Source organism: Fulvitalea axinellae, from assembly GCF_036492835.1.
Taxonomy (GTDB): domain Bacteria; phylum Bacteroidota; class Bacteroidia; order Cytophagales; family Cyclobacteriaceae; genus Fulvitalea; species Fulvitalea axinellae.
On sequence record NZ_AP025314.1, the window covers coordinates 3,842,253 to 3,867,342 of the forward strand.

General features: G+C 49.2%; 15 protein-coding genes. 4 read left to right on the forward strand and 11 right to left on the reverse strand.

Annotated elements, in window-relative coordinates:
- Positions 1 to 5: 5 nt before the first annotated feature.
- From AABK39_RS14535 to AABK39_RS14545, 3 genes are all read left to right on the forward strand, one after another.
- Entirely contained in the window at positions 6 to 902 is an 897-nt protein-coding gene (locus AABK39_RS14535) for a helix-turn-helix domain-containing protein (protein ID WP_338392066.1), read from the forward strand.
- Positions 903 to 1,095: 193 nt separating this feature from the next.
- Entirely contained in the window at positions 1,096 to 1,638 is a 543-nt protein-coding gene (locus tag AABK39_RS14540; RefSeq protein WP_338392067.1) for a carboxymuconolactone decarboxylase family protein, read from the forward strand.
- Positions 1,639 to 1,797: 159 nt separating this feature from the next.
- Positions 1,798 to 2,529, forward strand: a complete 732-nt coding sequence (locus AABK39_RS14545; protein WP_338392068.1) for an isochorismatase family protein — start codon at positions 1,798 to 1,800, stop codon at positions 2,527 to 2,529.
- Between the two features lie 210 nt (positions 2,530 to 2,739).
- Here the strand turns inward: AABK39_RS14545 and AABK39_RS14550 are convergent, their stop codons facing one another.
- The 7 genes from AABK39_RS14550 to AABK39_RS14580 all read right to left on the reverse strand — a co-directional run bounded on the left by AABK39_RS14550 (position 2,740) and on the right by AABK39_RS14580 (position 15,959).
- Positions 2,740 to 5,196, reverse strand: a complete 2,457-nt coding sequence (locus AABK39_RS14550; RefSeq protein ID WP_338392069.1) for a glycoside hydrolase family 2 TIM barrel-domain containing protein — start codon at positions 5,194 to 5,196, stop codon at positions 2,740 to 2,742.
- Positions 5,197 to 5,300: 104 nt separating this feature from the next.
- On the reverse strand, positions 5,301 to 7,250 hold the full coding sequence (locus tag AABK39_RS14555) for an MGH1-like glycoside hydrolase domain-containing protein (RefSeq protein ID WP_338392070.1): 1,950 nt from the start codon (positions 7,248 to 7,250) through the stop codon (positions 5,301 to 5,303).
- Positions 7,251 to 7,594: 344 nt separating this feature from the next.
- Positions 7,595 to 10,588, reverse strand: a complete 2,994-nt coding sequence (locus AABK39_RS14560; protein WP_338392071.1) for a glycoside hydrolase family 2 protein — start codon at positions 10,586 to 10,588, stop codon at positions 7,595 to 7,597.
- Positions 10,589 to 10,705: 117 nt separating this feature from the next.
- Positions 10,706 to 10,846: a hypothetical protein gene (locus tag AABK39_RS14565; protein WP_338392072.1), complete on the reverse strand. Its 141-nt coding sequence runs from the start codon at positions 10,844 to 10,846 to the stop codon at positions 10,706 to 10,708.
- A gap of 83 nt (positions 10,847 to 10,929) precedes the next feature.
- On the reverse strand, positions 10,930 to 12,366 hold the full coding sequence (locus AABK39_RS14570; RefSeq protein ID WP_338392073.1) for a tagaturonate reductase: 1,437 nt from the start codon (positions 12,364 to 12,366) through the stop codon (positions 10,930 to 10,932).
- A 781-nt stretch (positions 12,367 to 13,147) separates the two neighbouring features.
- On the reverse strand, positions 13,148 to 14,782 hold the full coding sequence (locus tag AABK39_RS14575) for a UxaA family hydrolase (RefSeq protein ID WP_338392074.1): 1,635 nt from the start codon (positions 14,780 to 14,782) through the stop codon (positions 13,148 to 13,150).
- A gap of 124 nt (positions 14,783 to 14,906) precedes the next feature.
- Positions 14,907 to 15,959 (reverse strand): twin-arginine translocation signal domain-containing protein, encoded by a 1,053-nt coding sequence (locus AABK39_RS14580; protein WP_338392075.1) that lies wholly within the window; start codon positions 15,957 to 15,959, stop codon positions 14,907 to 14,909.
- A gap of 394 nt (positions 15,960 to 16,353) precedes the next feature.
- Here AABK39_RS14580 and AABK39_RS14585 point away from each other — a divergent pair, with 394 nt between their 5' ends.
- Positions 16,354 to 17,157 carry a hypothetical protein gene (locus AABK39_RS14585; RefSeq protein ID WP_338392076.1) on the forward strand — a complete coding sequence of 268 codons (804 nt, stop codon included), beginning with the start codon at positions 16,354 to 16,356 and terminating at the stop codon, positions 17,155 to 17,157.
- A gap of 95 nt (positions 17,158 to 17,252) precedes the next feature.
- On the opposite strand, the gene AABK39_RS14590 is transcribed toward AABK39_RS14585, so the two are convergent.
- Genes AABK39_RS14590 through AABK39_RS14605 form a run of 4 tightly spaced genes read right to left on the reverse strand, consistent with a single transcriptional unit; the run spans position 17,253 to position 24,862 of the window.
- Positions 17,253 to 18,284, reverse strand: coding sequence for a DUF4998 domain-containing protein (locus AABK39_RS14590; protein WP_338392077.1), 1,032 nt, complete (start codon positions 18,282 to 18,284; stop codon positions 17,253 to 17,255).
- On the reverse strand, positions 18,274 to 19,479 hold the full coding sequence (locus tag AABK39_RS14595) for a DUF5000 domain-containing lipoprotein (protein WP_338392078.1): 1,206 nt from the start codon (positions 19,477 to 19,479) through the stop codon (positions 18,274 to 18,276). The genes AABK39_RS14590 and AABK39_RS14595 overlap by 11 nt, the downstream gene beginning before the upstream one ends.
- Positions 19,480 to 19,504: 25 nt before the next feature.
- Complete coding sequence (locus AABK39_RS14600) at positions 19,505 to 21,400, reverse strand: RagB/SusD family nutrient uptake outer membrane protein (RefSeq protein WP_338392079.1); 1,896 nt, start codon at positions 21,398 to 21,400, stop codon at positions 19,505 to 19,507.
- A gap of 12 nt (positions 21,401 to 21,412) precedes the next feature.
- A complete protein-coding gene (locus AABK39_RS14605) occupies positions 21,413 to 24,862 on the reverse strand; it encodes a SusC/RagA family TonB-linked outer membrane protein (RefSeq protein WP_338392080.1) in 3,450 nt (1,149 codons plus the stop codon).
- Positions 24,863 to 25,090 lie beyond the last annotated feature (228 nt).

Consider the following 25,090-nt stretch of genomic DNA (forward strand, 5'->3'; position numbering starts at 1 on the left):
ATTTTATGTCACTGAAAGCCGTAAGCACTCATTTTTATCCGTTTCCGGACGGAAAAGACTTCATCCTAAGCGAATTCAACCTTGAAAAGGCCTGTGTAGTCAACGAGTCATTGGACAAACACCTTTTTCATATCGTATGGATCCGGGAAGGTTCCGCCCGTTACAGTGTGGATTTCCGCTCTTTCGAAGTGGGCGACGAAACGGTTTTCTTCCTGAATCCCGGACAGGTGTTTTCCGTAGAATCCGAGAAAGTGAAGACCGGTTACCTGATCAGCTTCTCGCCGGATTTTCATTGCGTGGACACCCACAGCAAGTCCATTTCCTGCAACGGACTGCTTTTCCGCAATATCTATGAGCTTCCGTATATCCGCCCAAACGCAAAATCGTCTGAGACCTTTTCACGCATAGTCAAGGATATGAAAGAGGAAATAGGCGATAGGCAGGAAGCTTACGGCGATATGCTGAAATCCTATCTGCGTCAATTTTTGGTTGTGGCTACACGTTTAAAAAAGACGGCGGAACAAGGGAATTCCAGCCCCGAGGAAGAGAGTGAACACGTACTGGCCCGTAAATTCAGCGAATTGGTGGAAAAACACTTCCGTCAAGCCCACTCCGTAGCCGAATACGCCGACATGCTCGACATTGCACCCAAAACGCTAAGCAAAAAACTGGCATTGCTAGGCAAAAAAAGCCCTTTAGCGCTGATTCGCGAGCGAATTATTCTGGAGTCAAAACGCATGTTTGTTTATACTGATATGTCCGTAAAGGAAATCGCCTATGACTTGGGTTTTCAGGACCCGGCTTATTTCACCCGTTTTTTCCGCAAAGCCGAAGGCAAAAGCCCGCAAGAGTTCAAAAAACTTATGCCTCTGCATGTAGGCGCAAACTACGCCAAACCCTGAGCGGGTGATTCCCCTGTAAAAACACATCACCCTTCTAAAACAAACCGTCGCTTTTCCAATTTTTCAAACCTCTTCGCCCCTATTTTTTTACGCTGAGGAAAAATGTACAAGCCACGGGAACTTCTGTCCATTTAGTCCGGGCTACCACCACCCTACCTTTGTATCATATCAAAAACGAAAAAAGAACAACGATATGAAAGAGCAAAGAATCACCTCCGTAGAAAAGGCCAACGCACAAGGCGAAACTCTCGAACTGCTGAACGCCGTGGAAAGCAAACTCGGCTTTATCCCGAACTTGGTAAAAGTGATGGCCAACACCCCTCCGGTACTGAAAGCCTATCTCTCGTTAAGCGAATTGGCCGGCGAAGGCAACTTCAGCGCCGCTTTCCGTGAAAAATTGGCTTTGGTCATCGCCGAAGCCAACGGTTGCGATTACTGCCTGTCAGCCCATACAGCCATCTCGAAAATGCACAAAATAGATGACAGCGCCATTCTCGCCGCCCGCCAAGCCCATTCGCATGACGCGAAGGAGGAAGCCGGATTGGCTTTCGCCAAAAACCTAACCCTGAACCGTGGCGTGGTAGACGAAGACGAATTCCAAGACCTCCTCGACGCCGGCTACACTCAAGCCGAAGCTCTGGAAATCGTCTTCCATGTGGTCTTCAATACTTTAACGAATTACGTGAATCATATAGCGGACACAAAAATTGATTTTCCCGTTGCCGCTAAACTCTGATTTCACGACAAGCAACTGCATAAGTATCCATACCACATCCAGTATCCGGGCGGAAGCGATGGCCGTAATACGGTTCTTTGACAGTCCTTCCGAAACGGTCAGCGCATGACGTCCGGGTACCTTACACACCCTTTGACCAAATTCAAACCGCATAATAAAATGAAAAAGCATATCCTTTCCCTAATCGCCATGGTTTTCTTAGCCGGACAGGCCTTCGCCCAATTGCCCGATCCCGGATTTACGGTAGATGAGCACACGGCAATAGTGATCACCGATCCGCAAAACGATTTCCTAAGTCCGAATGGCGTGACCTGGGGAGTGGTGGGCAAAAGCGTGGAAGAAAACAACACCGTGGAAAATATCGAAACGCTTTTCGAATTGGGCCAAAAAGCTGATTTGCCCGTATTCGTATCACCGCATTATTATTACGCCCATGACCATAAATGGGAATTTGAAGGCGCTTTGGAAGCTCTGATGCACAAAATCGGTATGTTTGACCGCAAAGGGCCCTTGACTACGGAAAACTTCGAAGGTTCCGGCGCCGATTGGTTGGAACGTTACAAAAAGCACATCAACAACGGCAAAGCGGTAGTCACAAGCCCACATAAAGTATACGGCCCAGAAACAAACGACTTGGTTTTACAGCTTCGCAAAAGGGGAATCAATAAGGTGATACTGGGTGGTATGTCCGCCAATCTCTGTACTGAATCGCATTTGCGGGAACTGGTGGAACAAGGATTCGAAGTGGCCGTGGTAAAAGACGCCACCGCAGCGGCCGTCATCCCTGGAAAGATCGACGGATACCAAGCCGCTTTGGTCAATTTCCGCATGATCGCCAGCCATGTTTTTACCACCAAAGAGTTAGAAAAAGCCATTGGCGCTTCGAAATAAACCAGAAAGTTTTAAACCCGAATCCGGACTGTAAGAAATGACACAGTCCAGTTTCGGGTTTATTTTTGTATTACCAAAAAATACGGTGACACATAAAAAAACGAACCGCACCCTAAGGCACGGTCCATCTACTCGATCATCTGTCAATATTGCAAAACGGAAAATAGCCCGAAGACATCGGCCGGGCATTTCCGCTTATTCCCTTTTGGCTTATAAGCCCTGTACATCGCCCAACTTCACGAAAGCGCTCTCGAGACCTTCGCTGTCAACGCCCACTACGGATACTCCGCCTTTAAGACGAACCTTGATCTCTGCCATGCCGTTGCGGAACTGCACTTTGCTTGAACCGTTGGCCGTTCCTTGGTTTTTGATCAATTCACCGGCACCAGCCACGTTAAAGCGAACAAACTTTTTGTAGTCCAAACATTTCAGGCCTTTGGCATCGTAAGCATATACCTTTACAGTGGCCACGTCGCCCTTGATTTCTTTTACCGACATCTCCATTCTGGTGGCTTTGCCCCATTGCTCTGTCTGGTATTCGAAATCATATTCGTCCACTACTGTTGTCTTTCCTTTTGTGGCTACGGCCTTGATGTGGTTTTTGCCGTCTTTGAACGCTACTTTCCAGCGCAAACCGGCGGCAGGAAAGTTCTGGCTGTCACGTTTTTTCTTACCCAAAGAGACTCCATTCAGGAATAATTCGACTTCAGTACAATTCGAGTAAATCTTCACCAAACGCTTCTCGCCTTTGGCTCCCCAACGGGTTTCCCAGCTGTGGCCGTAGATGCGTACCATCGGCTTTTCCGTCCAATATGATTGGAACACGTAGTAGCCTTCTTTCTTGGTGAAATCACGCTCCAACACACCTTTCTGGTTCACGTAAGGCACAGGATTGTCCGGACGCAAAGGTGTAGAGAAATCCTTGAAAACCCACTGGGCGGTACCCGTGAGCCAAGGCATAGTCTCCTGCTCTTTAAGGTGCCAGTCGAATACGTTACAGATATAGGTTTCGCTCCAATCGCCGTCTTTTGAGGCGCGGGCTTTACCGCCTGTCAATTTGAAGTCGCCGTCACGCTCGTCGGCCTCACCGCCTACGATGTTCTCCAGACCGTCGTCCGGATTCTCGGAATGGCGTCCGGCATGGGCGCTTCCGCCCCACTCCACATGGATAAATCGATCGACTTTCTCCATCTCCATTCTCGACACTTTCTTGTAGTCGGTGAACTTACCGCGGTACCAGCCGGCCCAAATAGACGGCGAATACACGTCCACGATATCTGCGCAGAAAGAACAGCGGCGAATGGCAGTCTTACGGGTGTTATCCGTCTCATGCGACAAGTCGTGTAATTCTTTCATAAAGGCGCGGATCTTCGTCTTGTCGAATTCCTCGAAGTCACCGGACCAGTCGTTCTCGTTACCCAACCCCCAGATAATCACCGAAGGGTGGTTATAGTGCTGGTTGATCATGTTCACGAGCATTTCTTTAGCCTGTTTCTGATAAGCCGGGCCTCCCAAGCCTCCGCGACACCAAGGAATTTCTTCCCAAACAAGAATACCCAAAGAATCGCAAAGCTCAAGCACATAGCGCGACTGCTGATAGTGGCCCAAACGCAAGAAGTTTACGCCCATTTCCTTCATCAAAACCATCTCGGTGCGAACCTGCTCGTCGGTCATGGCTTGGCCTACGCCGGCGTGGTCTTCGTGACGGTGCGTACCTCTAAGCAAAAGGCGCTTGCCGTTCAGGGTAAACGGTCCTTTTTTCTCGAATTCGAAATAACGGAAACCGAAACTTTCCTTAACCTCGTGCTTGCCTTTGGCACTTTCCAAAGTCACTTTGCAAGTATAAAGCACCGGGCTGTCCGGCGACCAGAGTTGCGGTTTGGAAATCGTAAACTCGATAGGATTGTCGCCCGTAGCGTAATCCAGTTTGCGAGTAGCGACAGTTTTTCCTTTTGGATCCAAAACCCTAACCGACAGGCTGATTTTGTCGTTCAGGTTTTCCGGATTATAAACTTTAGGCTTTACGCTAACGGTAGCTTTACGCTTTTTGCTGTCGAATTCGGTAGCCACGTGAACCCGCTCCAATGAAATGGCCGGCACATACACCAAGTTCAAATGACGGTAAATACCGCCGTAGACGTTGAAGTCGCTCATATCCGAAGGGATCATTTCCAGATCCCGGGTATTATCGGCACAGATAGCTACTGGATATTGACCTTTGAAACGCCCTTTATAAAGCGGATTAGCGCTAAAGTTCTCCATGGCTTCCGTTACGTCAAAGGTAAACTCGTCGTAACCGCCTATGTGCGTCCCCACTTTTTGGTCGTAAACCCAAAGACTGGTTTTCTGTCCCGAACCTTCGAAGTGAAAAAGGGTGCGTCCGTCAGGATAAGGGTTTTCCAGCTTCAAACGCTGGCGATACCAGCCTTCGCCCTGATAAAACTTCACGTCCGGATCCACGGCGTCGTCCGCATTGAAGCAATGTGGCAGACTTACTTTCTCCCAAGGGAGCGTGGTCATTTTGGTGCGCCAAGCTTCCCAAATTCCTCCCATCTCGTGGCGGGTAAATTCCCAACCTTCCCCGATCCTGCGGGTTTGCCCTTGGCCGTTCGCCTGAAGACAGGCAAACAGGACCAACAAGGCCGATAACATCCTTTTTCTATACATCTTCTTAAACGGTTTTAACGCTTCGTTCTTCTCAGCGAACCCGCCTCCCGGCGAGTCCGCCTATATTAAAATGTATGCGCCGGCCCTTACCCTTAGCCCTCCGGTCAGATGTTTCCGGATTCTTTGGCCAAGTCCTCAACCATGCGCACATACAGCATACTGCTCCAGCCAAATTCCGTCAGGCAACCCAAGGCGCTTTTGCGGGGTAATTGGCGTGGAGAAGTCTTCATCAACGGGTCGTAGAACTCGAAAATAGTTCCGTGCTCCATATACAGATCGGCCATATTTTCCACGGTTCGGGTGGCCCAAGCTTTGGCCAGATCGTCCGCCCCGTAATTCTTCAGACCGAGATAATTCATATAGCTGTAGTTGATCCAAACGGGGCCGCGCCACATATTGGAACCGAAAGTGGCGTCGTCCAAGGCCACCGAAGGGCCCGGCAACGCGGTGAACCAAGTCGAGCTGTCGCCCAAAGCTTTCACCAATGGTTTAGCCCTTTCGGGAGTGGCCACTTTGGCGTACAATGGCAAGAAATTCGAAATCGCTTTCACCTTCAGGAAAGTTCCGTCCAGATAGCGATCCATGTAGAATCCCTGCGTTTCGTCCCACAGTTTTTCATTGATCAGCTTCACCATGCCGTCCCTTTTGGCCTTGATTTCCGAAGCCTCTTCGCTCTTGCCCAAGGCTTTGGCTATCTTCTCCAAATAAAGATAATCATTGGCCATAAAGCAGTTAAAGTCCACGGCGTCAAACGGCTTATGGCTTTTGTGGTGCTCGTCGAATCTGGGCGAATTGTCCATTCCGGACTCATTACCATCATACCATTCCAAGAGGCCGTTTTTGTTCTCGTCGCGATTGTCGCACATCCAGCGCAGGTAAGCCTTCAGCGGGCCGTAGCTATATTCCAAAAACTCCTTCGACTTGGTGGTCTCGTAAACATCCCAAACGGCCCAAGCCAATACCGGTGGCTGGGTAATGTTTGATTTATTTTTCGGATTCATGGCATGCGACACGAAACCGTCCTCACGCTGGCAGGCCAATACCGATTTCAATGCGTCCATAGCCCAATCGCCGTCGAAAAACTTCAGGCCCATTCCGTGAAAACCGCTGTCCCAAAGCCACATCTGGCGGTGTGGCGAACGGTCAGGCGATGTCCAAGTAAACGGGATCATACCTTGCGCCGTCTCGGTGTTGCCACGCATCATGCTGTAGGCTTTCAGGTATGTCTTGGCTACTTTGTTTGAAATACCTTTCGGTAATTCGGCATTCAGATAAGGCGCTACCCTAACGGCCACCAAACTGTCGAACTCAGGGCTGACGCTCGTGACCGGATTGTCATATCCGCCAAAGTGCAGGGACCACGAAAAAGGCGCCGTCTGCATAGCCTCGCCGTCCAGCGATACCGGCCAGTCTATTCCGTCCGATTTCATTTTTACGGATTCGGCATCGAGCCTGAGATTCGAGACACTCTTCTCCCCGGCTATACGAAGCGTTTTTCCATCGATCCGGCTACTGCCCATATTGGCGTTGCGGAGTGTTACGGTCACGTTTTTCGCCTTGCCGTCGGTGGAGCGCACAGCCAAACGACCGGCGATATGTCTTTGGTCGGCGAAGGCTAACTCCAATCGCAACTCCACGCCTTGGCCACCCACGGTGGAACGGATAAGGCTTGAGCTGACAATCTCGTTTTTTTGATACTCGAATGCGCCAGTCTTGCTATGGCCCGGCAAGAACGACATCCGTTTCCCGTTCACTTCCAGCTCTACCCACAAAGGCCGGCGGGCCAGAATCTGCTCTTCGCTTAAGTTGGCCAAGTACGGGTCAAAATTGGCTAGACGAATGCCCAACCGGTCGGCCAAAGTAAAGCAGGAAAAAGGTTGGTCGTAATCGGTGGTTCCGTCGAGCCCGCTGAAAGTGAAGAGCTGTTTTCCGCCCCACACGTCAGGCAATGTCTCCGGCCAAGCCTGCGCGACCTTTTCCGTCTCGGCTTTCGGCTGACAAGCCAAGGCCGTGGCCCCCAACATTAATCCGTAAAAAATCTTCCTGATCTTCATGCTTTCTAACTTTAGTGTTACGCTGTGTCTCTCAGGGTCCGGAGCTTTTCCCATTTCCTTCCCACAAATCCCGAAGCCGGAACCCTGTTCCAATACTCAGGATATCCGGGTCGGCGTGCAAATACCCTCGCCCTCTAAAACCACTCGCATAAAACTGATCATCTAATGACCTAAACCCGCCTTACAACTCAATATTTATTTGATTTATTTTTTATTATTTCGAAATAAAATTTTATTTATTGATTAAAAAATAAGCATTAACAATATTTAATTCTGAACCCGTTTTTCATTAATGCCTTTATTGCTTTCGGCCCAAACCAAACGAATTAGGCTACGATCAACTGTTATATCCCTACGGTCGGAACGCCCAACGCACGGGCCATCATATTCAGCACCAACTGTCGGGCAACCTCGTCATAACGAGTCAAATCCTTGTCTTCCGGACGGCCACCGAAGCCCTCGGCCAAACGGCCGGCGGTCAATAACTGCGACACCAACAACTTGCCTTTGCCCTGACCGAAATCCACCAAAGCCACGGGAGTCCGCACCAAGCTTTTGCCACAATTGGCCAAAGGCGCCAAGTTCTCCGCCTCGGCTTCCAAGCTTTGGCGATAGGCTTTCACCAAATCGAGCTCATTTATTTTGGCGTGCGGATTAACCGAACCCGCCAATGCCGGAGCGTCCTCAACCAAGAAAATTACCTTGTCGCGGAGTTTTTTCTGGACTTGCTTGTCGTTCTTTTTCTTTGAGAAAGCGTAATAGCCCTGCAATTCGAAAGCATAATACGAGTCCGATTTCATTTCCTGTTCCTCGGCGCCACGAACGAGCCACTGCTCCACAAAAGCCTGTTGGCTAAGGCCAGAAAGTTCCATATCATGTGCCGGTGCGATCAGTCCGCCACGCAGGCCGTTCCAAAGCCAGGTATTTTCCTTGGGAACGCCCGTCCAAAGGCTGGAATCGGCCAATGCGGCGTGGATATGGCTTTCCGCTTCGGCCAGTTCACGGAAAGTGATCTTGGTTCCGCCTACCAAATCGTAAGTTTCGGTTTTGCCGTTCGTTACTTTTTCCACTCCCTGAAGGTGACCCAAATCCGACGAGCCGTCATTTTTTGGATACTGCTTGCCGTATGAGGCCGGTCCGGCATCCAACAGCACCACCGATTTGCCGGAGGCTATCGCTTTGCGGAAAATTTTCAGGGTTTTCTTATCGCCTGCTTTCACTTTTTCCCAAACGCTTTCGGAAGCGAGCAACAGATCCGCCTTTTTGCTGGCGAACGGCACCGTCTCTATTCCCAAACCCGAAAGGAAAGCCGTCAATTCTTTATCGGCCGGATCAACACCTATGCGCTTGGAGCGGAGAATATCCGGAGTTTCGGCCTTAAACACCCGCACTTCCCAATCGGAATATACGGGATATTTTACCGTAGCGGGACGGTTCATCAATTCGGCTTTTATGATATAGTGGCCTTGGCGTTCGGGCATGCGGAGCGGAAAGTTTTTGCGATCTCGGGATCGGCCAGCCAAAACCAATTTGCGGTATTGTTCGGAATAGATTTTCCCGTTGCGATCTTCCACCGTCAAGCGAATATTGAGCTCCGCTTTTTTGCCTTCGTCATTAAAAAGGGCCAAAGGCAGATCGATTTCCTGTCCGGGAGCGAAATTACGGTCCCACATATCGATACTCAGCGAACGCGGCGACCAAGCGGCGGTCAAAGCATTCCAAACCGGCATAGGACGGATATCGGTCAAAGGGCCGAGATACCAGTGGTTGCCGTCTTCGTAGCTTCCCAAAATATTGAAAGGAGAAAATCCGGCCGCACCGAGCGTGCGCCAATATTCCGCAATGCGGGCATTGGACACGGCATGGTGACGCAGACGTTCTTCTGCGGTATTGCTTCTTCCCAAAAAGCGGAAATAGGCGCTCTTTACGGTTTTGTATCCGCCCAAATCGCCTTTGTTGTCAAGATAATTCCCTCCGAATTCGTCGACCATAATGGCTTTCGGGAATTGTTCGGCGCTGTCGAAATACAAGCCTACGTTTTCGAAAAGGCTCCACCAGTATTTGTGGATATGGATTACGTCACGCTCTTCCAAAACCATCTTCGGATAGTTCGGAACGATTTCGTCCAATGCTGCCCAAGCGGTATCGAGTTGCTTGCCGTGGGTTTCGTTATAAGGGTGGATCAACGACACGGACGGGTGTTTCAGACCTTCGTCCAACCAGCCCGGCCACTGTTCCAACAGGCTTTCTTTCGATGCGGGCATACCGTGGAAAAAGCTCCACTCGTATTGTACCAGCAGGCCGTGTTTGTCGCAAAGATCGAGGAAGCGTTCCGGCGGATTACCCAAATGAAAACGCAAAGTATTAGCGCCACGGTCTTTGAGTTGGTCGATTACGGCACGCTTGAACCAAGCCGTGTCGTAGCCCAATTGACGACCTTCCTCGTCGCGCATCCAGCGGTGCCAGACTACGGTGCCGGCCCGCACTTGGTATTCTTCGCCGTTGAGGAAAAAGCGTTTGTCGCGCACCTCGAAGTTTTTCACCCCGAAGTTCCGCTCCGTTTGGTCCAATATCTTCTTATCGTCGGAAAGCGTGAAGCGTACTTTGTAGAGATTCGGCTGTTCAGGCGACCAGTCTTTCAGTTTGTTTCCGAAAGCTACATTCAGTGAGCCGTTGCTTCCGTTGACGGTTTTGTTTTCTTCCAAAAGAACTTTTCCCGACAGGTCCAGTATTTCGGCCTTCGCTTTTACGTTTTGTGATTTGCCCGAAAGTTCATAGCGAAATTCCACCGAGCGGGAAGCGTAATCGAGAAACGGGGTCAATCTTTTTACCTGAGTGGCGCCGTGGGTACGCAATACCACATCGTCCCAAAGACAGGAGGAAACGTTGGAACGCCAATGGTCTGCGGAGGGAATATAGGAGGCGTCGGTTGTGGGAAGCGATTTGAGAGGCGCCAGCGAGATTTCCAAAGTCACGGTTTGTCCGGGCTTCACGGCATCCAATTTCAGGGCATGGAAAGTCTGGCCCATGCCGCCGTTCGTTTCGGACACTTTCGCACCGTTAACATATACTTGCGGAGCGAACCTCGCACCCTTGAGCACCAACGTGGCCGATGTCCAATCGCCTGAAGGCAGATTGATTTCCCTTTTGTACCATAACCGTTCGGTCGGCATCTTTTCGGGATCGAGCGGTACGCCTGGCACTTGCGCTTTCAAATTATAATTTCTGCCCAAACCGGCGTCCCATTCCCCGTTTAGGGAAACATCCTGCGCCTTGAGGCCAGTGGCCATCAGCAAGGGAAAAAGCAGGAAAGGAATCAATCTCAATACTCTTCTCATCCGAAAAATTTTCATCAGCCGGCATCCCGGCCACTCAACATAAATTAAGTCGCCCTACAATGTAAATACACTTTAGCGGGCTTTTCCCTTACCGGAAAAATCAGCCGGCCATAGAAATCAGCAAGCCCTGCCCGCATTTGCGGGCAGGGGCTTTATCACAACAATCGGTTTCGCAAGGCCCAAAGGCACGTGCTGAAGATGTTTCTTTTCCGAAACGGCCATTCTCAGGGGATTAGCGAAACCGGACGCCTTTTCCATAGCCTGACGCACTATTATTTTACGTCCGGGTTTCGCTTGCCTTTGGAGTGTCTCCGGCCGAGCCGGGAATATCGTCTGGCGGATTAGGCTTGTCCCGCCTTCGCTCCGCAAAATTTCAGTATGCCTTCGGTTTTGATTTCCATCACCAATTTCAGCACAGCCTCTTTCAGAGGCGCCACATCGGCCAGATTATCTCCCCAAAGCGGAGCATGGCCCATTACAGCCTCCACTTTAGCACGGAAATCCTCTTCGGTTTCGGCCAGTTTGTCGCCGCGTACCATACTTACGATGTCGGCGTTGTCCCTAGGTTCGAAGCTCGGCTCGTTGTACAGTACCACATAAGCGGCCAAAGGCAACAGCAACGACTCCGGCGCCTCTCCGCCACGCTCAATCGTCTCCAATACAGACGGGAGTACCCGCGTCTTGTATTTCGGGAACGAATTGAGGGAAATATCTTTAAGGAAATGGCGGATATACGGATTGCGGAATCGCGTCAGCACATCGTCGGCGTAGGCCTGAACGTCTTGGCCCGGCAGATCGAGCGACGCTACGATATCTTCCATGGCTTTGGCCACAAAACGCCCTACGTTTTCGTCCTCCACAGTTTCTCGTACAGTCTCAATTCCAGCCAGCAAACCTACGGGCACCATTGCGGTATGGGTTCCGTTCAGGATTCTCACTTTGCGGGTACGGTACGGAGCAAGATCGTCGGTAAACACGACATTGAGGCCCGTCTTGTCAGCTGGAAATTCCTCCCTCACTTTTTCCGGAGCTTGGATAGCCCAGAAGTGGAAGTTCTCTCCCTCGACCAACAATTGGTCGTCATAGCCCAATTCTTTGAGGATTTCCTCGGCGCTGTCTTTAGGGTAACCAGGCACGATACGATCCACCAAAGTGTTGCTGAAAGTATTCGCCTCCACGAGCCACGTCTTGAACTCGTCCGAAAGGCTCCAGCGATCGGCGAATTGGAGCAGGCATTCCTTAAGCGTCTCTCCGTTGCGGTCGATCAGCTCGCATGGAATCATATGGAGGCCCTTGTCCATATCGCCTTCAAAATGCTTGAAGCGATGGTGGAGCAAAGCCAAAAGCTTTCCGGGGAAAGTGGTTGGGGGATTATTGAAAATCTTGTCGTTGGCTTTGTATACGATCCCCGCTTCGGTAGTATTGGACACCACAAAACGAAGGTCTGGATTTTCGGCTTCCGCAAGGTAAGCGTCATAATCCTGATAAGGATTGATGCCTCCCACCACGCAATCCACAAGCTTGCGTTCTTTTGACGGCTGGCCATCCTTCAGTCCCGTCAGAAACAGGTTGTAGAGCCCTTCCTGCTCGTTGAGTTCTTTTACCCTTCCGAAATCGATCGGCTGGACAACCTTGACAGCCGCGCCGAAATCGCCACGGTCGTTCATTTCCTGAATAATCCAGTCCACGAAAGCTCTCAAAAAATTGCCTTCCCCGAATTGCAACACCCTTACAGGATGCTTGCATTCGGCCTTTGTCAAGGCTCTGCTGATTCTCATTTTCGTAAGTTTTATTTTAAGTGTGAACAAAACCGAGGCTTTAAGCCAAGGTCCGCAGGCACACATTGATTGATCTCGAACACTGAATGGGTTTATGGTCCGGGACAATTACGAAAAGTTTCTGACCAAGAAACCGTCCGCTATCTTATAAAAGGGTCACACACACATCACACACCCAATTGTCCCGGCCAACCGCCCAATTTTTTGTATAGAGTAATAAGTAAAGGGTACGGAGTATTGGTGATGTAAACCTGATTATACTATTTACTCAGTACTCTTTACTTATCACTGTCTGAAAGTACCAGCCCGCCAGGCGTTTCCCAGCGGAATGGATGTCCAAGCCTGATCCGTACGGATCATTTTCTTTGTCCCGAACAGTGAGGCAAGCCCTCCGGACGGCCTCTTGCACAGACCGTCAATCCGTCTCTAGGCCACCTTCCGCAACGCGTTGCCGATTACCGTCTGCGGGACAATTAATGTATCAAAAGAATCTCAAGCTTGGCAGACAGCAGGGTCTCGCCTCCCCTCCATCCTGAAACTCCGACACCCAAAGGGGCGTTTCCCCGATGAACCGAGCCCCAAGCTTGATGTATTCTTTTGTGTTTATCTTTTTGGTATTAGGTATTTGGTATGAAGTATTAGGTACCATACCTAACCGTTAATCCTTAAAACCAAACACTTAAGACCATTTCAAATTTCAACACCTAAGACCTAATACCAGATACTTAAGGCCGTTTCAAAATTCAGTACCTAATACCTAATACCAGATACCTAAGACCACTTACAGCGATACATCATGCTTCCAGACTATAAAGTCGTCTTGGCCTGATGCCCATGATTTTGTATCGTGTCGGCCACTGGCCACTTCCACCACTAGGCGGAGAAGCTCTTTGGCTTTGGTTTCCAACGGAACGCCTTCGGTAGCCACCGGACCAGCGTCAAAGTCGATAACATCGCGCATGCGCTGGGCGGTATTTGAATTACTTGAAATCTTGATTACCGGGGCCAAGGGGTTGCCCGTAGGAGTACCCAAGCCCGTTGAGAACAAGACCACATTCGCTCCCGACCCTACCAAAGCCGTGGTAGATTCCACATCGTTTCCGGGTGTACAAAGCAGATTGAGGCCCGCCTCTTTCGCTATTCCGGTATAATCGAGCACGTCGGTAATAGGCGAACGGCCACCCTTTTGCGCCGCGCCGGCCGATTTCATAGCGCCGGTCAACAGACCGTCTTTGATATTGCCGGGCGAAGGGTTACAATCGAAGCCAGAGCCCGAAGCCTCGGCCTTTTGGCGATAATCTTCCATCAACTTGAGGAAGCCATGAGCCAAATCCTCTTTTACGCAACGGTCGACGATGTCCTGCTCGGCGCCTCCGAGTTCGGGAAATTCCCCGAGAATAGACGTACCGCCAGCGCCTACCAGCATATCGGATACCAATCCCATTGTCGGGTTGGCCGTGATTCCTGAAAATCCGTCAGAACCACCGCACTCCAAGCCTAAAGTCAGTTTGGATAGCGGGGCCGGTTCCCTGACGGCTTTGTCGGCCCGAACCAATCCCTTGAGCGTGCTGGCCACGGCCTGACGCACAAGTTCCTTTTCGGAACCGAGCTGTTGCTGTTCGTGAAAATATATGGGTTTGTCTAATTCCGGAGCTTGCTCGGCCAACGACTCCTTGATCATCGGAATCTGGGCATTTTGGCAACCCAAACTGATGATGGTGGCACCGGCCGTGTTGGGATGGGCGATATAGCCCGCCAACAAATCGCAAAAGCGTTTGGCGTCGGCGCGGGTTCCTCCGCATCCGGCGTCGTGGGTCAGTATTTTTATACCGTCCACGTTTTTGAATACCTTTTCCTGACCGGAAAGGTGGAAATCCGCCACGGGCTCGCCGGCCTCAACATCACCGCCGTTTTTGTAGGCGTCGATGAAATTGGCCAAATCAGCCTTGTAGCGTTTGGCATAGCCAAGCTGTTCGATAAGAATATCGCCTATCTCGCTCGATTTTTTGTTGACACAAAAAACCAGCGGAATAATCAGCCATACGTTTGATGTGCCCACTTTGCCGTCGGCGCGGTGGTAACCGTCAAAAGTAACACCTTCAAAATCCGCCAACTGGCCCGACATATCCGGGCTAACGGGATTGGCCGGACGTACGACAGTCTTGTCCGTAAGCTGTTTGAGGTCTTCGTAAGCCACGGGCTCTCCCGCCTTAAGGCTACGCAAAGCCTCCCCGACGCTGACTCCGTACATGACAACTTTTTCGCCTTTGGCTATATCCGCCAGAGCCACCTTGTGCTTAAAGCTTACGGGAGCCGACAAGGCTGGGCCTTCCGGGCTTACCAGCTCGCCCGCATCCAAGTCGCGCAAAGCCACGGCCACATTGTCATTCGGATTTATTTGTAACGTCGGTTTCATATCAATCTTAATTCTCTCACTTAAAAAACGGACGGTTCCGCCAGCCATGACTAGCGGTTCCTTCCCGATTTTGTCAACGTAGAAACTTTGCCTCTAACGCTAACATCATATCTTCTTCTCTATCCTAAGCCTTAAAGGGTTTGATACCTTTCTGTATCACCTTCATTATCTTCTCCGGATCTTCGAGGTTTCTCGGGTAATAATAGTAGATCAAATGGTCTACCTCCCGCTTCACCACTTCTTTCAAGCCCCGCTCCATCACTTCGGCGTCGGCCAAAGACATATTATGGTTTTCCACCAGCCACAGGCTGTTTTTGCCGTTTTCCTTGGCCGCTTTCAGAAAGCGCTCGCCGGCTTTTTCGCCCAACAATACTTTTCCTTTGCTCTCAAGCTTGCCTCCGTCGGCCATACCCCAAGGGCGACCATCACAGCCGAAATCGTCCATATGCTTGATAGTGGCGCATTTGTTCATTGCGGTATCACTGTAATGGGCCTGCAGAAACATTCCCAAACGACAATCGGCAAATTCGGCCTTGATACGGCGGTTCAACTCGGAATAGAAATCAACATTCGCCTGAATATGAGCCTCTTTCGGCGCATCTTTACCAAGGTTTTCTATCGCCTTGGGCGAATAATCTTTACCTAGTGACTTGGGTTCGTCCCAAATCAAGCCTTTGATATTCGATTGCTTAAGCAACTGCAGGGCCGTTTCGGACATAAAATCCAACGTCTCCGGATAGTGCACGCTACTTATCCTGCCGGAAATTCTCGTGTCTACCGGTTTGCCATCCCGGCCCAGCATCCACGTCTGCGGATTCCGGCAAGTGAATGTACTCGGAACTTTGGGCGCTCCGGCTACTAATCCGCCCCAGCGAGAAGGTACCGCATGCACCTCCATACCCAGTTTGTCAGCTTCGGCACAGATCAGGTCGATATTTTCGCGAGCGGCGTACAAATCCTGCTCCAAAACGGCCACCGAAACCACGTCGGTACCAAGGTCGGCCATCCAGCGGAGGTCTTCCCTGATATGTCTCGGCACGAGTGTGTACATATGAGCCCGGAAATAGTAAGCGTTCAGCAACTTCTTTCCGTTCCCCTTGTCCGCCAAGGCATTACAGCCCAAAGTGACGGCACCCGCGGCAAGCGCAGACGTCTTTAAAAAATCTCTTCTGTCCATGTTTTCCCGAATTGCTTGAGGCCAAGATCTAGAATGAAAAATCGATTTTCAAGCAAATGAAAAGCAAATATTTTCGGGAAGGGTTTCGGTACGGATACCAATTTCAGACCCCGCTAAAAAGGAGCTAAAAAAGGGAAAAAAACGGCCGGAAAGTGACTGTGGGATATATAGGAAAATGCCGGGTTAGGAGTGTGATGTGCTTTCACGGTTGATTCCTCTGGATTTTGAAAGCTGAAAAGCAACAGGCCTCCCTTTGTTTGAAAAAAATATGCTTAGATATGTATTTGGCTTATGCGTATACGTTATCCATTCAGTGGCTTTTAGCGTTACGTTTATCTTTTTCCAATAGAAATAATTCAACATAGAACTCTTTTTTGTAACTACATTTGCCTATATGAGAATTCACACATACATCATACTTTTAGCAATGGCTCTTTTTCCTATCACGGCTAAGTCACAACTTAAAAACGATTTGGAAAAGGAAGGGCTAAAAGGCCCCGTAAGCACTGTACAATTGGAACTCTATCAGGGCAAAATGGAGGGAGGAACTGTACGGGAAGGGCGTCCGATAGGCTTTTACGTCACCGATTACAACGAGACAGGCTTCAGAACGCAGGAACGGTCGGGGCACTTTATAGACAAGTGGGAATATGACGCCAAAGGCTACAAAACAAAGGTAACGAGGCTACATTTGGACGGGACCATACAACAGGACCGGATTTTCGAAAACGACTCAAAGGGCCGTTGCCTGGCCGACCGTTGCGTAAATTCTTTAGGGGAACTGATCAACAAACGAGTTTTCGAATATGATGATCAGGAAAACAAGATTACGAGAAAACAGGTGTTCCCCACTTCGCCCAGAGAGGTTAGGGTCAGTTTTTATGACAATAAACAAAACCTGATCAGAGAGGACATTTATTTCCCACAACCATCCGAATTACGGCAACGGACTCTTTTTCGCTACAATTCTTTGGGTCAAAAAATGGAAGAGCGGACCATGTCCGACATCAGCACGCTATTATATAACCAACAGGGTGATGTAACAAACATCACGTATTCGGACGGAACAAGGACCAGCGTTGTCAAATACGTCTACAAATATGATTCACGGGATAACTGGATAGAAAAACATGAACTTATTGACGGGAAAGCCGGAAACTTTTATATCCGCCAGATTTCTTATCGAGATAGTCATTGAGGGCTTTTTGTAAAAAAGAACCGCCAGTCAAAGACGGGCGGCTCTAGTGGGTGGTATACGAACCTATTTAGCCTATTCTCATTTTCTTGTTATTCTTATTTCATTACGATTGTTTCTGATATTACCCGGAAGCCTCCGTCACCTTCGTAGCGGTAATTGAGCGTAAACGTTTTGGTTTCGGGGTTATAAGAATTCTCAGCGTCGGATACCATCTCCCCTATCTCATTACCATCGCCATTGTACTGCGTTACGGTAACGGAATTGTCTTCTGCAACCACCAGTTTTATCCGGTAACCGTGTTGCCCCAAATCCGAATGATTAGCCATTACAGTTTTGTCGTCCACGGGCTGAAGCAGTTTTTCTTGGGAAAACTCCCGCGCTCCATTCGATGGGTGATCAAAGGTTCCGCTTCCAGTATAGTGCCCTGAATAAGCGCTCCAAATAAACGGCACCTCTACCCAATCCGTATAAAATGTGTCGATAGCTCCCTCTTCCGGCAAAAACAGGGTCCTCATCTCCAGCTTCATGGGTTTTCCCGAAATTTGAGCCACCGCATCGACATCGTCGCTGGAAAGCGTAAACTCGCCTGGCGCTCCTTCCGAATCGGTATATCTGAACTCCGTTGACACTGACTTTTCGGGATTGCCTTTAAACTTGACCATAGCCTCGCCCGGCAGTATCCAAACATCACGTTCCATCCGTCGGTTGCTAAGTCCACTTTGGAAGTTTTCTCCGTAAGTATAACCTGTCGTCTCCACTTTCAAGGAACGGTTACCCGCTCCGTCGATAGTCTGCGAATTGAACAGATAGGTACCTTCCAGAAGATTATCGATCATGACACCCACTGTATCAGTTCCCGAAGTTTTCTCCACTGTCTTACGAACCGAGTCAGCACCATTGTTCCAATAAATCACGTATTCTTTGATCCTTTGGTCCTGCGTAAGAATCAACTCCAAGTACGCGCGCTCACGTCCTCCCTTGACATAGACGCTATCGGGCTTTCCCGCATAAATCTTTTCCCCTTGGTCCAGATAATCTTGATGGAGGTCGTTCATCTCCGAACACGACGCGAAAACCAACAGCGAACACATCGACGCCAAGGCCAAAAATTTGATATTAATTTTCATTTGTCTCCTCATTTTCGGTGGAACCATCTAACACTTTACCCCAGAAGTACACCTCCATTGCGTGGAAGAACGAACCGCCCGACCATGAGTCATAGATTTTGAATCGAATGTAACGTACCGGAGGAGCGTCAATTGGGAAAATGAATTCTTCGCCCCTTTTAATCAAAGCTCTATCCTCGTCGGAGTTTTGGTCGATCGGCAAGCCCGAAGGTTTTATCGACTCGCATTCGACAAGTTTGGTCCAACCGTCCCAGCCCCCTTCCGGGTCGGGATCCGTGGCTCCCCACACTTCCCAGACTCTTGGGTTTCCATGATCAAACATGTATCCTCCCGCTCTTTGGAAAATTTTGTAGCGACTAAGCTGGGCCTCCACGCCCATATCAAAGGTAAACCAGTGCGGACGAGGGTTGCCTTGGGCAGTATGGAAACCACTGCCCTTATTGTTGTCCCAAAGCCTTTCCATTCTCCAGCCCCAAGCGTCACCCGCATCGCTAGGTAACTTAAGCTTTTTGAATTTTGATTTGTCAAGCTCCTCTTCAAAAAGAGGCTTCAGCTTAACCTTAAGCGTATCCGACAGGTTGCCCCAGCGGTCAGAGACAATAACCGCAAAATGGCGCTCGTCGGTATTGTATCCCCTTACGGCAAAGTCAGCCTCAGCCTGACTTGAGTACATAGTCTCTACGTCTTGCCATTTTTGGAGGCTGTCAAGCTCCATCAACGTAACCCCCAAGTCCGCCATGGACTCATTTTCCCAAAAAGCGTGAACGCCCCCGAAATCGGGCACCACTCTCAAGCTATTAAAAGCTAACTCTACGGGGGGAGTAAGGGGTGCGATAGTGGTTTTCGCTACCACGGAAACATTTCCACTCCTGTCTACTGCATACAACTCAACCTCACGGTCTTTGGTATCACCAAATCCGCTTACCACTAATGAATTATCATAATACGAGGCACGAGTTTCACTAGTTTCCCCTTGTCTGGGCGAATATACCGCCTTCACAAAAAGTAAATCTTTGTCGGCTGGCAAGCTGTATGAAATCTTAGAGGCTCCATTCAGGTTCTCAACTTTTAGGTCTGTAACCGGTCCCGGCGCCTTTCCGTCATGCTGTATCATTTCAGGCTTATCATCACTGCACGACAGAAGCGTAGCCACACAGCAAAACCAAGCAAAAAGGTTATTTATCGATTTTTTCATGAGTCTAAATTCAACTGTTTAAAAATCACCAACCTGGATTCTGAACTAGGTTCGTATTTTGCACTATCGCGCTTTGCTTGATAGGCCACAGGTAATCCCGACGGTTAAATGTCGGTGCGAAAAGGACTCTCGGAACGTAGTACGCTTCGGCGTCTCGTTCGTCGATATGCCAGCCCTTGATCGGTTTGTTCATAAACTCACCGGCCCTTTTCCAGCGACGAAGATCCCAAAAACGCTGTCCTTCGAAAGCCAACTCGATAAGTCGCTCTTGCTGAATAATCTCGCGCATTCCGGCTTTTTCCGTAACCTTGTTCGGATTCTTGGCATATTGCGTCCACGATTCCACCACACCCTTCAAGCCTGCTCTGGCTCTAACCCGATCGATCCAGTCGTACACCTCGCCGTCCGGCGCGGCCTTGCTTTCGTTAAGCGCTTCCGCATAAAGCAAGTAGAGATCAGCCAAGCGAATTACCGGGAACGGATACTGTCTCAGGTTATAGCCTTGGCCGTCGCGGATTTCATTCTCAAAAAACACCAACTTTTTGGGCCAATATCCAGTCGCCGAATAAAGGCCCGAGCCTTGGCGTGAAGCCGGTTGGCCTTTTTTCCCCTTCAGAACCCACGTCTCGTCATCATCCATTCGGCCTTGGCCATACCAAACGCCTCCGTCAAATCCGAGACTGGCATAAAAGCGAGGCTCCCTGTCAAAGTGCAAACCGACGGTTTTGTACCCTGTCTCGATATAGTAGCGATCGTCGTGTTCCGCCTGCCTTAATTTGAACCTGTTCTCATAGTCCCACTCTTTGTCTTCGCTTATCGGCACTCCGTGTTCCGTGTAGAACATTTCGGCAATACGCAAAGGAGGGGCGATATTGGAACGCACGGCCTCGTTAATCACGTTATTCGGGTCGATTCTGGCTTGGGCCATTCGCTGAATCTCACTTGCGGAGCCTCCGGAATTTCCCCAAATCAATTCTCCGTTCCACTGTTCGGAAACACTGTTCCGGATATTCATCTTGACTCTAGTGGAGTCCGACATGGCTCTTGCGTCGGCAAAATAGTAAAGCTCGATCGGCGTAAACATCTCGATCGAATCGATAGCCGCTTTACAGGCATCCTTAGCCTTAACCCACTTTTCGGGATCAAACTCCTGAGGGAAAAGCTGTTTGCCGTTCTTGTCCGTCAAAGAGAACTCCGTATTCCCGTTAAACATCGGGCTTGCCAAAGTGACCAAAACTTTCGCTTTCATAGCCAGTACGGTAGTCCGGCTAATACGTCCCAACTCAAGTGTCGTAACCTCGTCGTATCCGTTCAATTGCACAATCGCTTGATCGAAGAGTTCCAGTACATACTCCCCCACTTCATCGATCGAGGCCCGGAACACTTTCACTTCCTCTGGCGTAGCGGATACCGGAAGGTTCTCTTTCATGAGCGGAATAGGACCGTAGTGTTTCATCAAAAGGAAATGGAAATAACCTTTCAAGAACAGGACCTCGCCCTTCATACGCTCTTTTTCAAAGTCTTCCATATCCTTGACCTCATCTACCCTGCTAAGGAAGATATTACAGTCGCGGATACCTTGGAACAAAGACGTTCCACTGTTTCCTCCGTCCCAGGTATTCACCAACGGAGAGTTAACGTTTTGCTCGTTTCTAGCGATATTCCAACAGTTTGTACTGCCGAAATAAGTTACGGGAAAGTGCATCCAGAGCTCGTCCCCTCCCATATGGGCCGGATTCCCGTATACACTGCCGTGGTTTGGAATATAGCTGTAACATGTCGCCAGATATTTCCTCACGGAAGTATAGTCAACGAAAGCGTGATCCAATGTCGCTACGTTATCCGGAACCACGTCCAAGAATTCGCATGACGGAAAGAGCCCCGACATTACGAGTACAAAAAGAATCTTTATCTTTTTCATGCTGAAAATCCGTTAGAATGAAACTTGGAGGCCGGTGTTGAGAACCTTTTGCACGGGATAACCTAGACCGTTCGCACCCATTTCCGGATCCCAGAGATCGAATTTGCTCCAAGTCAACAGGTTGGTGCCACTAACGTAGAGCCTAAGCTGCTTCAAGCGGAAACGCTTCAAGAACTCTTTGGGCAAAGAATAACCGATCTCGGCATTTTTCAGACGCAAAAAGGCTCCGTTGCGCATAAACCAAGTGCTTCGCTGCTCATTATTGCTTATCCGTGTAGTTGACAGCCTCGGCCATGTGGCGTAGATATCCCTGTTGGCTTCCGACCAATGGCTGTCTGCGTATTCCTGAAGCAAGGCATTACTGGTAATCATATCATTATCCCAGCCTTGGTTATCGTCGTTATAGTGGATAAAAGGCGCCGTTTTCAACGGATCGATCCAGAAAGATTCCCTTCCTAAACCTTGGAAGAAACATGACAAGTCAAAGTTCTTGTAGTGGATCGAAACACCGAAACCATAGACAATCTCGGGCTGTGTAGGGTAACCGATCGGCACTCTGTCCAGATCCGTGATCTCGCCGTCGTTGTTGATGTCCTTGTACTTAATGTCTCCCGCTCCGTATTCGCCAAAAGTCTGACGAGGACTGTTTTCAACCTCATAATCGTCAACGAAAAGGCGTTCAGCCACGAGTCCCCATTGCTGACTCAGCGAATGGCCTACTTTAGAAAGCCACGGCACACCCGCCAATCCATAGTCCGGCTCCTCGTACACCTCAAACTCCGAAGTGGCGTAAGTGAAGTTACCGCGGGCGGTAATAAAGAAATCGGGTCCAAAGCTATGCTGATAGTCAACAGAAATATCCACACCACGGCTAGAAGCCTCGCCAACGTTAGCCGATGTAGTAGCCTGCAATCCCATGGTAGTAGGAATAGAAGCACGCGACATCAGGATATTCTCACGATGGTCGGTAAAATAATCCGCTTGGATATCCAACACATCAAACAATCCTAACTGAACACCCAAGTTTAGCTTTCGGCTGGTCTCCCAAGTGATTTGGTCATTCTCGTAACGACTGATCGAAACACCCGGAATAAAGTCGTCAAAGTTCTTTCCGAACCTGGCCCCTTTATTTCCATTATTAAGATTAACATTTGACAAGTAGAAGAAACGGTCTTCACTTCGACCAATCTGATCGTTACCCACCAAACCATAAGTGGCGGTAAACTTCAGCTTGGTCACAGCCTTTTCGAAAGGTTCCCAAAACGGCTCGTTGGAAACGTACCAACCGAGACCCGCCGAAGGGAAGAAACCGAAACGCTCATTGGCGGCGAAACGTTCGGAACCGTTGTAACCGAAGTTGAATTCCGTGAAATAACGGTTGTCATACGCATAAGTCAAACGTCCAGACACACCGAGGTTTCTTGAAGCCAAAGAGCTCTGAAGGTCCGAGGCGTTACCCGTAAGCGCTTCCCTCATATTCAATGCGACCATCGCTCCGATTGCGTGCTTATCCGTAATGTCTTTGTTGTATTGCGTTACAGACTGAAGGTAGAAGGTCGACTTCACTTCCTTTTTTCCTTCTCTATAATCAAGCGTTACGTCACCGTCCCCTTCGTTCAGGTTTTCCAAATCGAATTCTCCTGAGCGATGGTCATAGAAACCGACACCGAAGAAATAAGGCTGATATTGCCTTTTGACATCAAAGAAGGAATAACGAACAGTGTTACCGAGGATATTAAACTTCAGGCCGGGCGTCACAAAACTCAAATCTTGGTGAAGTTCAAACTGAGCCAGCATTGAAGTTCGGCTGTAATCCTTATACCCCTTGAGCATTTCGGCGTAAGGGTTTACATGATCCGCTCCCGTTCCATAGTTTCCGAACAGGATATAATCCTTGTGCTGGTTTTTCTCGTCAGCTGGAAAAAAGGCCGGAAATAAGGCCGGATTCGCGCGCATCGCCATATTGTACATTCCCGTACCGCCTTCGAGAGGCCCGCCGTAATCGTCAAACGTACCGTTGAAACGAATCTTCGCTTTAGTCGTTTTTGTTAGGTTTACGTTGATATTGGAACGCAACAGGAATCTTTTCAGGTCGATATTACTGTTGAAGTCGTTTTTGTCGTCTACCTTCAGAATACCGTTATCCTGATTAAACGCGCCGGAGAAATAGTATTGGGCTTTCTTTCCACCGCCTCGTACGTTTACGTTCAAACGCTGGTTTACGGTGTAATCCTTGAACATCATTTCGTGCCAGTCGTTCGTAGGATTCACAAGCGGATTGATTCCTTTCTCCGTTTCGATAATTCTCCTTCTCGAATAAAGCGTCGCCCCCAAAGGATCACGGGTTTTCACAGCCTCCGTATGAAGCTTCATATACGTCAATGGATCCGCAAGATCCACCTCCTGAGTAGGCATAGAAAGAGAATTCTCAAACCTTACGGACACGTTTGTCTGACCTTCTTTACCTTCCTTTGTTGTAACCAGAACAACACCGTTAGCACCACGGGCACCATACAAAGCCGTTGCAGCCGCGTCTTTCATGATGGAAAAACTAGCGATGTCGTCCGGCTGAAGTCTCGCAAAGTCCTCTGTAGTAAGTTCCACGCCATCAATCAGAATAAGCGGATCCTTTTTTCCCGAACCAAAAGACGTCACACCACGGATAAAGAACTCAGCGTTATCCTGACCAGGCTCACCGCTTCTTTGGTAAGATATCACACCGGAAATCCGACCGGCAATGGCTGTGGAAAGGTTACTTGAAGGTACTTTAAGCTCTTCCGGACGAACAGTCTGGACTGAGGCGAGTACACTTTCCTTTTTCTGTTCGGCAAAAGCCACTACCGTTACCCCTTCCAACTCTTCGGCTTTTACCTGCATGGCTATCAGCACTTTGGTTTTGGCCGTAATGGTTTTGACTTGGCTTTCGTAACCCACATACGAGAATTCCAGCTTTTCGCCCAACCTTACTTTTATAGAGAAATTACCTTCAAGGTCCGTAATCACACCTTCCGTACCGCCCACTTTCTTCACCGTAGCGCCAGGGAGTCCCTCTCCGTCTTCGTCCACAATCCGGCCAGTAAGCAGAAATCCTTGGTCTTGTTTTTTTCTTAGTAGAGTTTTTTCACTTACATAAATCGTTTTGTTTACCAGTTTGAATTTCAACCCCGATTCTCTGGAAAGATCCATCAAGTAGTCCTTGACCGCTTTCCCTTCGGGAGAACTAACTTCTATGGAACCTTTCCGTCCCAGCAGTTCGTCCTTGACGAAAACCACATAGTCTCCGTTTCTTTCTAGCCGGCCCAACGCCTCCCGTACCGTAACTTGGTTTTTGGAAGAGGCCATGAGTTGCGCTACCGTATCAAAGCTGAACACGGACATTACCCACAGCACAAATAGCAGGGAAACGCCGCGCCTGAGAAAATAATAACTCATACGCATTAGGCGAAATATTCTCAAATGCATAATTTTAAGTTTATAGTGTAATACTAAAAATGAATGGAGTTATCGGAGGTGCGTCCGTCAAAACAGCCTCCCGGTAACTCTTTCTTTTTTTCCGGCGACAAAAAAGCCAGACTAGCCGTCGGAAAAAAATCCGGCTGTCAGGATGTATCGTACCTCATTGTAAAACTTTATAGGTTACCAATAATTTTTATCCCGCATAACGGGTAATAAGACGAAAAAGAGTGATTA

What these genes read in the sequence shown, in the direction of transcription:
- AABK39_RS14585 (WP_338392076.1), top strand. Translation starts at nt 16,354, where the DNA reads ATGAGAATTCACACATACATCATACTTTTAGCAATGGCTCTTTTTCCT.
- AABK39_RS14590 (WP_338392077.1), bottom strand. Translation starts at nt 18,284, where the DNA reads ATGAAAATTAATATCAAATTTTTGGCCTTGGCGTCGATGTGTTCGCTG.
- AABK39_RS14600 (WP_338392079.1), bottom strand. Translation starts at nt 21,400, where the DNA reads ATGAAAAAGATAAAGATTCTTTTTGTACTCGTAATGTCGGGGCTCTTT.
- AABK39_RS14535 (WP_338392066.1), top strand. Translation starts at nt 6, where the DNA reads ATGTCACTGAAAGCCGTAAGCACTCATTTTTATCCGTTTCCGGACGGA.
- AABK39_RS14555 (WP_338392070.1), bottom strand. Translation starts at nt 7,250, where the DNA reads ATGAAGATCAGGAAGATTTTTTACGGATTAATGTTGGGGGCCACGGCC.
- AABK39_RS14595 (WP_338392078.1), bottom strand. Translation starts at nt 19,479, where the DNA reads ATGAAAAAATCGATAAATAACCTTTTTGCTTGGTTTTGCTGTGTGGCT.
- AABK39_RS14570 (WP_338392073.1), bottom strand. Translation starts at nt 12,366, where the DNA reads ATGAGAATCAGCAGAGCCTTGACAAAGGCCGAATGCAAGCATCCTGTA.
- AABK39_RS14545 (WP_338392068.1), top strand. Translation starts at nt 1,798, where the DNA reads ATGAAAAAGCATATCCTTTCCCTAATCGCCATGGTTTTCTTAGCCGGA.
- AABK39_RS14540 (WP_338392067.1), top strand. Translation starts at nt 1,096, where the DNA reads ATGAAAGAGCAAAGAATCACCTCCGTAGAAAAGGCCAACGCACAAGGC.
- AABK39_RS14550 (WP_338392069.1), bottom strand. Translation starts at nt 5,196, where the DNA reads ATGTATAGAAAAAGGATGTTATCGGCCTTGTTGGTCCTGTTTGCCTGT.
- AABK39_RS14605 (WP_338392080.1), bottom strand. Translation starts at nt 24,862, where the DNA reads ATGCATTTGAGAATATTTCGCCTAATGCGTATGAGTTATTATTTTCTC.
- AABK39_RS14580 (WP_338392075.1), bottom strand. Translation starts at nt 15,959, where the DNA reads ATGGACAGAAGAGATTTTTTAAAGACGTCTGCGCTTGCCGCGGGTGCC.
- AABK39_RS14575 (WP_338392074.1), bottom strand. Translation starts at nt 14,782, where the DNA reads ATGAAACCGACGTTACAAATAAATCCGAATGACAATGTGGCCGTGGCT.
- AABK39_RS14565 (WP_338392072.1), bottom strand. Translation starts at nt 10,846, where the DNA reads ATGGAAAAGGCGTCCGGTTTCGCTAATCCCCTGAGAATGGCCGTTTCG.
- AABK39_RS14560 (WP_338392071.1), bottom strand. Translation starts at nt 10,588, where the DNA reads ATGAGAAGAGTATTGAGATTGATTCCTTTCCTGCTTTTTCCCTTGCTG.